The sequence below is a fragment of the Tumebacillus amylolyticus genome (genome assembly GCF_016722965.1).
Classification (GTDB): domain Bacteria; phylum Bacillota; class Bacilli; order Tumebacillales; family Tumebacillaceae; genus Tumebacillus; species Tumebacillus amylolyticus.
Genome location: NZ_JAEQNB010000006.1, coordinates 49,768 through 63,430, shown reverse-complemented (window position 1 = coordinate 63,430; position 13,663 = coordinate 49,768). Strand labels below are relative to the sequence as shown.

Annotated in this window: 10 protein-coding genes; 1 reads left to right on the top strand and 9 read right to left on the bottom strand. The window is 51.0% G+C overall.

The features are described from left to right. Positions 1-344: 344 nt before the first annotated feature. A complete protein-coding gene (locus JJB07_RS17970) occupies positions 345-1,838 on the bottom strand; it encodes a hypothetical protein (protein WP_201637440.1) in 1,494 nt (497 codons plus the stop codon). Then, a complete protein-coding gene (locus tag JJB07_RS17965) occupies positions 1,838-2,905 on the bottom strand; it encodes a nucleoid-associated protein (RefSeq protein WP_201637438.1) in 1,068 nt (355 codons plus the stop codon). Before JJB07_RS17965 ends, JJB07_RS17970 begins: the two co-directional genes overlap by 1 nt. Positions 2,906-3,838: 933 nt before the next feature. Here JJB07_RS17965 and JJB07_RS17960 point away from each other — a divergent pair. Beyond that, entirely contained in the window at positions 3,839-4,885 is a 1,047-nt protein-coding gene (locus tag JJB07_RS17960) for a CobW family GTP-binding protein (RefSeq protein WP_201637437.1), read from the top strand. A 46-nt stretch (positions 4,886-4,931) separates the two neighbouring features. On the opposite strand, the gene JJB07_RS17955 is transcribed toward JJB07_RS17960, so the two are convergent. From JJB07_RS17955 to JJB07_RS17925, 7 genes are all read right to left on the bottom strand, one after another. After that, positions 4,932-5,336: a sporulation protein gene (locus JJB07_RS17955; RefSeq protein ID WP_201637436.1), complete on the bottom strand. Its 405-nt coding sequence runs from the start codon at positions 5,334-5,336 to the stop codon at positions 4,932-4,934. Positions 5,337-5,461: 125 nt separating this feature from the next. Continuing rightward, positions 5,462-6,085, bottom strand: a complete 624-nt coding sequence (locus JJB07_RS17950; RefSeq protein ID WP_201637435.1) for an NUDIX hydrolase — start codon at positions 6,083-6,085, stop codon at positions 5,462-5,464. Positions 6,086-6,186: 101 nt separating this feature from the next. Then, a complete protein-coding gene (locus tag JJB07_RS17945) occupies positions 6,187-7,413 on the bottom strand; it encodes an MFS transporter (RefSeq protein WP_347338367.1) in 1,227 nt (408 codons plus the stop codon). Positions 7,414-7,442: 29 nt separating this feature from the next. Next, positions 7,443-9,443 (bottom strand): IucA/IucC family protein, encoded by a 2,001-nt coding sequence (locus JJB07_RS17940; RefSeq protein ID WP_201637434.1) that lies wholly within the window; start codon positions 9,441-9,443, stop codon positions 7,443-7,445. A 48-nt stretch (positions 9,444-9,491) separates the two neighbouring features. Next, positions 9,492-11,438, bottom strand: coding sequence for an IucA/IucC family protein (locus JJB07_RS17935; RefSeq protein WP_201637433.1), 1,947 nt, complete (start codon positions 11,436-11,438; stop codon positions 9,492-9,494). 206 nt (positions 11,439-11,644) lie between these two features. Beyond that, positions 11,645-12,601, bottom strand: a complete 957-nt coding sequence (locus JJB07_RS17930) for an ABC transporter substrate-binding protein (RefSeq protein WP_201637432.1) — start codon at positions 12,599-12,601, stop codon at positions 11,645-11,647. A 132-nt stretch (positions 12,602-12,733) separates the two neighbouring features. After that, positions 12,734-13,591, bottom strand: coding sequence for a GNAT family N-acetyltransferase (locus JJB07_RS17925; protein ID WP_201637430.1), 858 nt, complete (start codon positions 13,589-13,591; stop codon positions 12,734-12,736). Positions 13,592-13,663: the final 72 nt, after the last annotated feature.

Sequence of the window (13,663 nt, the reverse complement as noted above, 5' to 3'; positions counted from 1 at the left end):
CAGTTTGGTTTACCGAAACTGTTTGAATCTTAACACGCGTTTAAGCACTTTGGATACGCGCAAACTTTGGTTTGGTTGGGCGATTATGGGAGGATGCCAAAGCAATCAAAAACTCTATTTTCACTTATGTATCAATATGGGGAATTTACAAATCGGTAAGTATTATTAATTAGTTTACCACGCGATTGTTGTCACACTTTTGCAGTCACTTGTTAGATGTAGCACTCCTACGCGCTTAATACCGATTGAATATATATTTTAACAGGTAGCAATTCGGTTAGTGTGGTAATTCGTATTTCATGGTGAGAACAAAAAAAGAGCCCTAAAATTAATCGGCTCTTTTCTCATACAGTAATTCGAACGAATTCGATTCCATTTTGTTTATTTTTTGACCCATCATCTTTTTTGAAGAAACTTGCAGGAGCCAAAATCGTCAATAATACCAACACTGACATTATCCCCACAAGAATTAACGTTATTGACTTATATCTATCTTGAATAGTGCTGAGGGCATCAACTGCTGGAGAGTAATATATATCTTTAATTTTATCCCATTCTTCATCACTGATACTAACGAATTCAGCTTTATAAGAATTGAAAGTACGGTCAATATCATTTTTTCTACGTTGAGTTTGATTGCTATTAAAGTAATAAGATGTGCTTAGATACACAAGATGAAGTATGAAGGCAACGATCAGAACCCAACGATCATATTTACCGATCAGAGCAATAGCACCTGTAAAAACAGTGGTAAGTAGACTAAGCATTGAGGTATTGATGCTAGTGGTAACCTTGTCAGCTTCGCCTCTTATATCACCCGCATATTTGTGAGCTTCTTTGATTTCATTTTTCGTTTCATCCAGGAATTTTTTTATTGTGTCGTTGATGTATAGTGTGAAATGCCTCTCAACATCTTGTCGCACCTTCGTGAGAATCGAATCAAGCTTTTCTGCCGAATTATCATACAAATAGAGTGAGAGAACGTTTCTTACAATTTGTACTTTTTCAAATGTGTGCTTATCTTTAAGACCATATGTATACTCGAAGATGTGGTGAATCACCTTGGAATTTTTCGGTGAAAACTCTTCGATGATATTGATCTCAATAGACTTGCTCCCTTTGATTTGAAATGAACGACCATCTACTTTGTTCGACAAGTGGGTAAGGACTGCAATAAAAAGGTTTCGATTAAACACTTTCTGTATTTCTTCATCATTCAATTCGATAACAAACAGGTCTGGAATCGGGTAGCTTTTACCTATTCGGGTTAGTTCTTCGCGTTGCTTTAGGATTCTTTGCCGTGCATCGTTGGCTTCGTCAGAACATCCGACTGTATTAGGCAAGAATTCTTTCAATGGAGCAAGAGTTAGATATTCATTCATTACATGCTCGTTGATTGATAAAAACACTCGGATTTTCTTAGTGAAGTCACAACTTGAAATAAACTGCTCAAAAATAGACTGATCAACAGCAAATGCTTTACTAAAAGAACTTGGGCGAAAAAACAAGACATCATTATTGTCTATGCCGATTTCTGATGTTTTGTTGATCGAAGAAATTATTTCGACTTCTTCACTCTCACGGATTTGCTCCGTTCTGAGTAGTTCTGCGAATTGTTCATAACCCAAATTACGAGAACTACGCTCTAAAAGTTGAACCTCTAACCGTATCTGACTTATCAGTTCTTTGTAAATTTCTTTACTTGCTATGGCAGAGAAACTTGCAGCACTACTTTTATAGCGGAATCGGAGAGCCTCAAAAGTTTCTACCCACCTAACCTCCTCCAAATCCTTCGATAGATCACTCAAAAACCTTTGTATGGTTTCAAGGGGAAGCATTATACCTCAACACCTTTTCGAGATATCCTTTGGCTTTCCTTAAGGTCCGCATTATATACTTTAATGACGGTAACAGGTTCACCATGTTCGTCTACGGTATTGATTTTGATGTCACCACCCTTAAGATGTTCTGGAAATTCAAACTTGATCCCTCTGTTCTTATCAGAAAGAACAAAAATCATGTTTGTTTTCTCAACAGTAAATTCAAACTGTACCGTCTCTTCCTTATTTCTTAGTTCACTCTTCATGATCTCAACAAGGTTGTTTCGATCGCCTTCACCAGGGAAGTATTCAATGAGAAGTTCATCTACTTTCGTATCAAAGTTGAATACCGAATTGTTGACCATGAGTCGATCCACTTTTTCACGGAACTTTATCGTATCAATATCTCCGAATAGACCTTGGTCTGCATTATCAATCAAAATTCGTTCAACCAGTTCTGTAGACTGTTTATTGTTCACCAACTCTTTAGACTGTAAAAAAGCTGTCATAAAGAACTTTGTAGGCGTGTCAGTTTTCTTTTGCTTATCCAGTACATATAGGTGAAGTTTTTCACTCCAAAGACCATCTACGAGTTTTATGAAGGCGCTCTTATGCAAACGTTCTCTCGAACTTGGTAGCATTTTAGCACGAAGAGTGAAAACACGCGTTTCCGGATGATACTGTATTCCATTACTTGGATCCATTTTTAAGATCGATAAAAAATCCATATCCCGCTCAGTATCAAAGTAATGGATGAAAACCACAGTACCAGAACTTTTACTACTCGAAGCTTCCATTGCACTATATAAATTGTGGGTCATACTTTGCGTCATGTACAAGAATGCTTCTTCATCACTAAGATCCTTAACGAAGTCATCCACTTGACGTAATACGGTTGCCATGTCTTGAAGAAATACGCAGGACTTGATTTTGTTATCAATCACACCCGTGTTGATATGTTCAATAAAAAACTTCAAAATCTCTTCGGAAAGATTTGAAACATCGACTAACTCATCACTTGTGTATACATCGGATCTATCTAAATCAATTTCGTGAGCAATCATTTTTTTGATTTGAACAGTCATGGTTGATGAGTCGCCTCCTCGGAGTACACTAAGCTAGTACTATAAATAGTATCACAAACATACCTAACAGCAAGAACCAATTTTCGTATACACCACTAATATATCAATAATTTCTAGTTTACTTCTAGTATCCACACACTGTTGCATTCTAATAGAACCTGCAAAGTAACACTCGTGTGTATCAACGTACATTCTTAAGAAAACAAGAACCAAGCCATTTTTGGCTTGGTTTTATCTCTTATTACCACTGAATACCAATTCATTGCTGTAGGTACTACGCTATTTATGTCTTTTCCAAAATTTTCGTGCTTGAGCTTAAAGCGATTTATGAGGTACTTCCAGTTCCGTAATAGATCTTGGGTCATCTATATAATGCTGAATACGCATGTCTCAAAGTTGTTGATAACAAGGTCCCTCATTTCCACTTTTGACACAGATTACTCAATTAAATTCAAAATGAAAAGACTATCCCATATCTGGATAGCCTCACATCTCTCACTCGAACAACACTAATATATAAAGTCAGGATGCGTTGGATGACGATGCTTTGTATATCCCAAACACATAATGGGTGTATTGTCTCCTCCAACATTTTGATCACCTTATGATTACGGTGGTAACACCTTCGTATTGATTAACTACATCTCATATTTAGTGACGTTGGATGTAGCTATATCAAAAAAAGAGACCTTGGCGTCTCAAGAATTATGACGTATATCTCATACATTTCGACGGACTACATCGACCAAATAAAACAAAAAGACGTTGTACGGCGATGTCCATACGTGCCATCAGTTTCACATGCGACACTGTCTATTCCAACGTCATCGAAGCGGGTGCCAAGTAGATCGCGGCAAAAAAGACCCCACCTTTCAGCGGGGTCTTTTTTTCGTGTATAGTAGGAGGTGGAATGTTCGAAAGGAGTTTTGCGGCATGATCCCCGTGTACATACTGACCGGCTTCTTAGGGGCCGGCAAGACGACTTTATTGAAGAACCTCTTGGACTATGTAAAAAAAGACGGCCTGCGTCCCGCGGTCGTCATGAATGAATTTGGCATGGAGAGCGTCGACACCCTCTCTCTGCAAGGTGCGCAAGTGCCTGTGATGGACATGCTGGAAGGCTGCGTCTGCTGCACGGTCAAAGGCGGTCTGGCGTCGGCGATGCTGCAGTTGATCGACATGGCGAAACCCCATGTGATCTTCCTCGAAGCGACAGGCGTGGCGAATCCGGTGGATATCGTGGATGCCTTACTCGAACCGGAATTGCATGAAGTCGTGAGTCTCGGCGGCGTGTTCACGCTGGTCGGAGCAACGCGTTTCCCGCTTGCAGTCCCCCCTGAATTTACCCAGACGCAATTGCAGCGCACCCAGTTTGATCAGGTGCGGTACGCGGACGTGGTGATGATTTCCAAAACGGATGTCGCCGATTTCGAGCGGAAGTACGCCGTCGAGAGCGTCGTGCGCGAGTTGAACGGCAAAGCGCCGATCCTCACCGTCGTAAACGGCAACGTGGATGTGAAGCAGTTGCTCGACATACGTAGTCAGTACGGCGACCCAGACGCGGACATCCCCCATCCGACAGCTCTCACAACTCCTTCAGAAAAAACGGCCCCGCTGCCCAAGGGCATCATGCGCCGTGTCCGGGAGCGCACCGAAGCCCCGGCGGAGAAAGTCAAACCGACCTCCCGCCCCGCCACGAGCTTTGGCAACTTGCAAACCCTGCACTACGAATTCACCCGCCCGGTCGTCGCCGAGCGGATGTACCGCTTCCTCTACAACCTCCCCGAAGGCGTCCTCCGCGCCAAAGGGTTCTACGTAGACAGCGAAACCCACACCCTCCACGAATTCCAATACGTCCCCCCAACCCCGCTCGTCACCGAATGGCCGGACGTCGAAGGCGTGCGGGCGTTTGCGGTGATCATCGGCGAGGAGTTGGAGCAAGACGAATTGCGGAACCACTTGCAAGCCTGCGAAGAATAAAAAAAGCAACCTGCCCCAATGGGACAGGTTGCTTTTTTTCATACACTTACAGAGCCGGCAGAACCGTGATGCGGTCGTTGTCCGTCGGGTCGACTGCGTTGTCGATATCCAGACCGGTGTGAACCCAGACGATGCGGCCGTTGCCGGTGATCGGGGTGGTTTCCGGGAGGATGAAGGAGAACGGGATCTCCTTTTCTTGGTTCTCAAGCACTTTAAAGGATTCAGTCAAACGAACGCGTGCGATTTCTTTGTCCGCTTGCTCTTGGCCGCCGGTGTGGGTGGTCAAGAGGTAGAGGTAGATTTCGTCGATTTCTTGCTCGACGTTGCCGCCTTGGATGTGGACGACGCCGCGCACTTCGTCACCGATGCGATATTGGCTGTATTCGAGGTGGGTGTTTACTTTCGCATTACCGACACCGAAACTAGCAAAAACTTTACCCAACAAAGACATAGAACAAGCTCCTTTCGAGATAAACAGACAAATTTAGTCAACTTGATTATACTACCTCTACAAATCCCCTTCAAGAAGACCTGAGTAAGAATTTATTTTTATAGAGCTTAAACAAAAACCTAAAATCAATCGAAGTCCACAGGTCTCGACGGGTCCTCGTGATGGGCAAACATCAGCCGAATCTGGCTCTCCGTGATCCGACTCGTCGAAAGCTCCGGCAGCTCGTCCAAGTCGAAAAACGCAACACCCGACGTCTCCAACGTTTCCTGCAGGGCTTCTCCTCCCACCAATTCACAGAGGAAAAACAAACGGTAGATATGGTTCGGATGCGGCGGTTGCGGCTGCTTTCTGTTATCTAATACGCAGATCACACGCAAGGGTTTCACTTCATACCCCGTCTCCTGCTTCACTTCGAGCACCGCCGCTTCACTCGGCGAGATTCCCACGTCCGCCCAACCGCCGGGCACGGTCCACAGGCCGTCCGCTTTCTCTCGCGACATCAGGATCCGTCCGTCACGAAACACCGCCGCCCGCACGTCCACTTTGGGCGTCGCATATCCGTCGTCATGAGCAAATAACTGCTCGATGCGCTCCATCGGCCCGTTCGTATACGTCTCCACGATCTCACAACTCAACCGTCGAATTTCTTCATACCGCTCGCGGTCGTATACATCCTGCACATACGTTAGCCCCGTCTGCGCAATTGCCTGCAATTGTTGCGCCCACGTCAGCCATTTGGGTTCTTGCATGAAATCTCCACTCCCTAAATTTTCCGTTTCCTAGCATTCTAGCACACATCCAATAAAAAAAGCAGTGCCGGGGCCACGCCCCTGCACTGCTCTTTTTCACACTAGACATGCCAGAGCTGTCGTCGCACCGCCAAGATCAGCAGTGTGACGGCGATACAACCCGCCCCCATCATCAACCCTGCGGTCAACGTGGTCGTCTGCTCCGCCATGACGCCGATCAGCAAAGCGCCGAGCGGTATGAAACCACGGTCCATGAGCACGAGGCTCATCACCCGCCCGCGCAGATGATCGGGCACTTGCGTCTGCACCGTAATGCGGCTCATCGTGCGATACGTTTGGGACGTCAGCCCGACGAAAAACATCATCCCCGCTGCCGTCCAAACGTCCTCGACCAGCATGAACAAACCCAACGACAACCCGAACCCGAGCAGAGACAAAATCAACCATCTGCCCGGATGCTTCCGTTCACCGCCCATCGTCAGCCACAGCGACCCTGCCAACGCCCCGACTGCCGAAGCGGACAACAACGCTCCGAATCCGTCCGGCCCAAGTGCAAACAAGTCGCGGGCAAACAAAGGCATCAGCGACGAGTACGGAAAACCAAACACCATCGGCACGACGGCCAGCAACAAAAGCGATTGCACATCGGGCGCTCGCTTGAGGAAGCGCAAGGCTTCGCGGAGCGGGGCTTTGTGCTTTTTCGCGGCCGTCGCGGCGGTTTCCTGTCCGTACATCGGACGCACCCGCGAGAGCACCAACGCTTCACAAGCGAATCCTGACGCTGACAGCCAGAATAAGGTATTCGGCTCCAATAGGGTCAGAAGCGCCCCGGCAATCGCAGGGCCGATAATCCTCGACAAGTTCGCGACCGATACGTTCAGCGCAATCGCACTCGTCAACTGCTCAGGCGGGGCGAGATTTGGCAACAGGGAATTGCGAATCGGCGGGTCCATCGCAGACAGTCCCGCCCGAATCGTCACCACGGCGGCGAACATCCAGAACGGAAACCCTTCGCGCATCAACCACCCGAGCACGAGCGTCAACAGCGTCATCGAGGTCTGCACGGCGATCAAAAGTTTCCGCCGATCCATTCGATCCGCCAACATCCCGGCGGGTACGCTTAACAAAAACACGGGCACCAAGCGGCACGCATTGATCACGCCCAACGCAATCGGCGAATGCGTGCCTTGCAACACCGCCCAGTTCATCGCCACGACGTCCATCCACTCTCCTATATAGGAAACCAGATTGCCGTACGAATACGTGCGAAACGGGCGGGAATGCAGGGCGACTTTGCTGCTTTTTTTGTTCACTACGAGTTGTGTCACGAAACAGGACTCCTTGTACGTCTAACTTCTTATCGAGAGAGCGGGTTGGCGACGGTTGCGTAGGAGTATCCTTTTTCCTCGGAAGATAAACGCATGGTGGTCAACGCTTTGTGCTCGACTTCTGCACGGTACAGCGCCTCAAGGTCAACGCGTGCCGAATCGGCCGTCTGCGGGTTCTTCAGCAAGTCTTCAAACACGGCGTCGGAGATCCGACGAATCTCCCGCCACAATGCGGTTTCCGACAATCCGAAGTGCTTGCTCAGTTGCAAGATCATTTCGGCGAGATGGTTTTGGTAGACGGTGTAGAACACTTTGTTCTGCATCTCCCGCACATCGTCTGTCAAAACGACCGAGCCCGGCATCAAGTCCAAGTGCAACCCTTGACCTTCCAAGCGCTCACGAGAAATGCGCACGCCGCCCCAATCGCGGAACAGCATCCGCTGCGGGCGTCCGGCACGGAATACGCCGACGCTGTTTTGCAAGTGCCCTTCCAACCCGATGCCATACTTGACCATCAAGGTCAAAAATCCCGGCACCGCAATCTCCGCATATTCAACCATAAAATGATGTGCCGCCATCTGCAAATTGTCAACCCCGACCGTCTGCGCGTACGCCTCCACCAATTCCTCCAACACGGTTCGTCCGCTGACCGGCGATTCTGCATAATACGCGATGCCCGCAATCGCCAACTCGTCGCCTCCGACATGCTGCGAGACGTCTTCCCGCCAAACGGCTGTGAGGTTGCGGCTTTTCAACTTGCCAAGCTCTCCGTCGCTCTCGTTCGCACCCGGTTGGAAGTAGAATCCTGCAATTTCGTTCACCGGCACAAACGTCTCCGCCAACTTCGGCTCACGGCTCATCACGTCGCGAATCAACGTCGTGAAGCGCGGTCCGTTGAACGCCGTGTTGCGCGAGATCGAGCGCACCGTGGAAGTCATCTGCGAGTTGACGGCGACTTTGACCGCCAAACGGCGGGCTTTTTTCCCCAATTGGTCGGAGATGACCGTGCGAAACGAGGACGTCGCACCTGCCGCTGTCACAACGCCCGGCAGAGGAACCACCAAGCCGGCCGTCAACTCTCGACGATAGAGATCGCGCAAGACATGCTCATACTGCCACGGATGCACAGGCACCGCCAGATACGCGTGCTCCGACAACCCCAACCGCTCCATTTCCATGCGCACACCTACCGCCACTCCCGGCCACTCGGTAAAAAGCGCCGCGTTCGGCTCCGCCTCCCCTTGCGCCGCATACGACCATCCCGCCCATTCGCGGCGAATCGCCACCCAGCGCAAACGCGGTCGCCCGTGAAACTCCGGCGCGTAGGCGAGGACGTCACGCGGTTCCATGCCCATCTTGGTTTTGGCTCCTGGATGCAAGTTGTGCCCTTCGACGCACATCTGCTCGAAGAACAGCCCCGCATCGAAATCGTCGCGCATCGCCTGCAATCGCTCGGCCAAGGCAATCGACGTATGTACGCCCACTTGAGCGGAGATCGTCTGCCAATGCTTGCGTTGTTCCGCGTCGTAGGCCAATGCGAGTGCGAGATTGGCACAGCCGTTTTGCAACTCACGTGCCAATTGCATCCAGTCACGGCTCGAACGACCTTCCTCCACTTGCTCTTTGCGCTCCAAGCAACCCAGCAGTTCGACAGGGTGTGTCAAAGGTCTGACCTTTTCAACATGGAGATGTCGAATCTCACCCTCCACCTCGATTCGACGAAATGCGTAGGTGCGCCCGATGGGGATCATCAGCCACTCGTCGTGCGACGGATCAATCGGAACTTGCAACCACGTCCGCTCTCCGTCATCCACTTCGATGCCGCCCGTTGCGAGTTCCATGACATCTTCGCGCAGCAACGATTCGACCAAGCGGCGCAAGATCGACGCCCGCGCCTTGGGAACCTGCGCCCGAAACGACGTCACCATCTCCGGGTGCTCCGAGAGCAGAAAGACCATCACCCGCTCTTCTTCTTCATCTAATACTCCATCACCAAGGCGCTCACAAAGCACGTATAATTCTTCTGTCATCCATCTAGCTGTCATCCTAGGTGTCATCTTAGGTGTCCTTTCTTGCTCTTAGTAAAAATCTGCCATCGGGTTTGGCACAGAAGCAAATGTGTACGTCGTCACATCGCCCAAGATCCGCATCGTCGCCATCGCTTTCAAATCCAAGGTCGGTGCGAACAGCGCCGCTTCGTCGTCGGCCGCCTGTTGCCCGATGCTTCCCGACTCTTGCTTCATCTCGTGGAACACACGACGGCACACGGCAGCCACCGACTGCCAGAGCCGCTTTTCCTCCACTCCCACCGCTCGGACGACGCTTAAAATCAGCTCGCCGAAGTGGTTTTGAAACACCGGGTAGTAGATTTTATTGCGCATGTCTTCCACATCGTCGATCACCGTAGCCGAACCGGGGTAAAATTCTGCGTGCAACTCCTGACGAGCGATCCGTTCTCGCAAGATACGCACTCCGCCAAAGTCGCGGACGATCATCCGAACCGGCACCCCTTCGTGGAAGACGGCGACGCTGTTCTGCAAATGCCCTTCCAAGGAGATGCCGTACCGGCTCATCACCGTCAAAAAACCGGGCAGCGCAACCTCTGCGTACTCCTGCATCCAAGCTGCCGCCGCTTCCTGCAAGTCGGTGTACCCGCGCTTGGACGCAAACGCTTCGATCAATTCGCCCACGATCAGCTTCCCGCTGACCGGAGACACGGCGAGCTGTGCCGAACCCGGCATCGCGAGTTCGCTTTCCCCCACGTGGTTCTCCGGGTTCTCGCGCAAGATCGAGGCGAGGTTTTTGCCAAGCAGGGCGTCTTCAACCCCCGAGGGACGGTAGTAGACGCCGACTTCCTCTGTCAGAATCCTAAAGCGTCCGCCGAAGGATTGCTCGCGATCTTGGACAATTCGCAAAATTCGAGAAAGCAACGGCCCGTTCTGGGCGGAGTTCGGCGAGACGGTGCGTACCGCTCCCGTGGTCTGAATGTTGACCGCCGTTTTGATATGGTGCTTGCCCGACCCGCGCGTCTGAAACGGTGCGAGCGAACGGAACGACATCAAAGCATGTGTGCGAATGCGAAACTCGGGGAGCGGAACAACCTCACCCGACTCCAAAGCCTTCCGATACAGAGCGGGCAACGTGTGGTCGTACTGCCACGGATGCATCGGGATCAGTTCGTAGTCGTCCGGATTCAGACCTTTTTCCGTCAACTTGGCTGTCATCAAGCCCTCCAAGCCCGGATGCTCCGCCAAAAGTATGTCGCCGGGGCTCTTGTCTGCAAAGGAGATGTATCGGCAGGCGTCCTTGCGTACGGCGATCGGCACAACGCCCGGCGTGGCCCCCCATTCCGGTGAGTAGCGCAAAACGTCGGCAACGTCGAGGCCCATCTTGATCTTGGCACCCGGATGCAGAGGATGACCCTCCACCACCCATTGTTCGAAAAAGGCCAGCGGTGAGAACGTGCCGTCCACCGCTTTCCAATACGCCGCGTACTCAAGCGCCGTGTTGCTTCCGACCACCTTGGCTTCTCGAACGACCTCTTGCTTTCGAAACTTCGCACCGGCCAGCGCCAAAGCGAGGTTGGCTGCGCTGTTCTGCATCTCTTCGCGGAACCGCACGAGACTTCCCGAGGGCAGGCCCTCATTTTCCAGCAAATCGATGACGTGGGCGGGATGGTCGATTCGATGAACCTCTCCACTCGCGGAAGTCACCTGCACGTCTCCCTCGCCCAGATCGAATCGACCCAGTGTATGTCGGCCCGCGACCGGGACCTCCAACTTCGCTCCTGCGGCAAGTTGGATCACCAGGCGGGAATCTTGCTCTCGCCAAGTGCTGCGCCCTCCAAGCCCGGCGATGTTCTCACGGACAATCGCTTGCACCAAGCGGTGCAGAATGCCTCTCCGTCCCGCCGGAATCAACTTCAGAAACTCATGGGCGACCTCGGGCCGCGCGACTCGCAGATGCTGCCAGATTCGATCTTCTTCGGCATCCATCCGTTCCTTTATCACAACTGCATCCGTCATTTCTGCCTCACCTCGTTTGTCTGTTAACCCACGGATACCTGCAATCTAACTCACAATCAACGCATCAACTTCATGCACATTTGCATAATCTTACATCATTGTAACGGGTTCCTAATGTAAAATCAAACGTTTAAGGCAAAAATAAATAAGAGGTCGAGAAGCATTTCTCACCCTCTTATTTTGTTTTAAGCGAAAGTTACACACTCCTACTTCGAAGTTAGCAACGGCAAGGCTTCATCGAGGATTTTTCCCGCCGCAATCGGACCCCGACCACGAGACCACAGGTTGCGATCCACTTCGAGCAAGTGGTGATTTTTGACCGATTTGAGGTTCTGGTAGAGCGGGTCGTCCCGGTAGAGCAACGATTCACCGTAGAAGAACAGATAGTCCGGGTCCATTTGCGCCAATTGCTCCATCGTCAAAACGGAGACATCGTTGCCGCCCAGATTGTCGATTTTCTGACCGGGCATCTCGTAGGTCAGACCGACGTCCTTCAACAGCGAGCCGACAAAAGAATTGGACAGCCACACGGTGAGATCGTCTCCGAAACCGCCGACCACCAACACGGTCGGATTGCCTTCGACTTTCGACTTGACGGAGGAGATCTTCGTCAAAAGTTCTTGCTTGGCTTTCTCCGCTTGCTCCTTGCGGTCGAGCACGTCGCCGAGCACGATCAAGTTCTCAATCATTTCTTGGTACGAAGAGTCGTTGAGCGCGAGAGTCGGCGCGATCGATTGAAGCGGAGCCTTGACGTTCTTGCTACGGTCGGGGTCGGCGAGGATGAGGTCCGGCTTGATCGAACGAATCAGATCCAAATTCGGATCGTTGCGCTCGCCCACGTAGGTAAAGCCTTGGATTCTATCTTGGATGTATTCGGGGACCTGCGTCTGCCCGGTACCGGCGACTCCGGTCGGTTGCACGCCCAATGCCGTCAACGCGTCCGTCAACGAGAAATCAAGCGAAACCACACGCTTGGGTGTCCCGGTAATCGAAGTGTCCTCCCACAAGTTGTGTACCGTCTTCTCCACGGCTTGAGGTTGATCGCCCGGGTTCTCAACATCTTTGGAAGCGGCACGATGTGCCGAGCAACCGCTTAGCATCGTCGTCATGAGAAGTACGGTCGCAAGCAACAGCGACCCTGTTTGTTTCTGTCGGGTGATCATCTGAAGTTCCTCCTGGTTTTCGCGACTGATAATGATTATCATTCGCAAGATTATTATAAACAGATCCACCGCTGCCTGACAATCCCTTTTTTTAATTAACAAAAAAAAGCCCCAATACAAACATAGGGCTTCTCACGGTGTTTTAAATGTCATCCGGCTAATCTCAGAGGTCTGCACGCGTTGGAAACCCAAGCTTTCGTACATGTCATAGGCGTTGGTGTTGGTGGTTACGACGGACAGCGTGACGGGGTTGGCTCCGCGTTCGAGCATGCGGTTGACGGCAAACTGGGTGATCTTGCGCCCCAAGCCTTGGCCTTGGAACGTCGGAGCGACGAACAGATCGTCGATCTCCGCGGGGCCTTTCACCGCAAACGAACCGATGATCTCCTCCCCGAGTGTGAACACATAGAGAGACTCCCGGTGTTGTTCCAACAAGGACCGGGACTGGTTCGTCACCGAATCGACCAGTGCGAACGGGTGGCAGTCGTTTTCTTGCCGCAAGTTGTAAAACGCATCGCTCAAGAGCTGTACATATTGATCAAAATCACAGTCTTGGTACTGGCGGGCTTGCAGATTCGGCTCCGGGAACTTCTCGCCCCGATAGTGCATCTGATGCAACGTCAACCAGCGTTCAAACCCCCGCTTTTGAAAAAAGTCGCGGGTGTCGCCCTCATCGAGTCGGTATTGCACGGTGACTGTGTCTGGATCGGAGGCAAGGACGGACGGCCATATTTTCTCCCACAGTGTACGACCGATGCCGCGCTTACGGGCTGCAGGAGCCGTCAGGAGATACAGTTCACACGTCTTGCCGAGCACCGTGCGCTCCATTGCGTTGACGACTGCAACGCCTACTAGAGAGCCCTTCTGCTCGCACAGGTAGACCGTGTCTCCGTCCAGTACGCTTTGAATGTCATGCGGGTGCATGTGGTCGCAAGATGTGACCAGTTGAACGACCGCTTGACGGTCGCGCGCCCGGTATTTTCGAATCATAGCTGACTTCCCTCCAAAAAAACTCCATACCTTAACGTTAGCATAATTTTCTTCGCATGTCTCCTGCGTTTT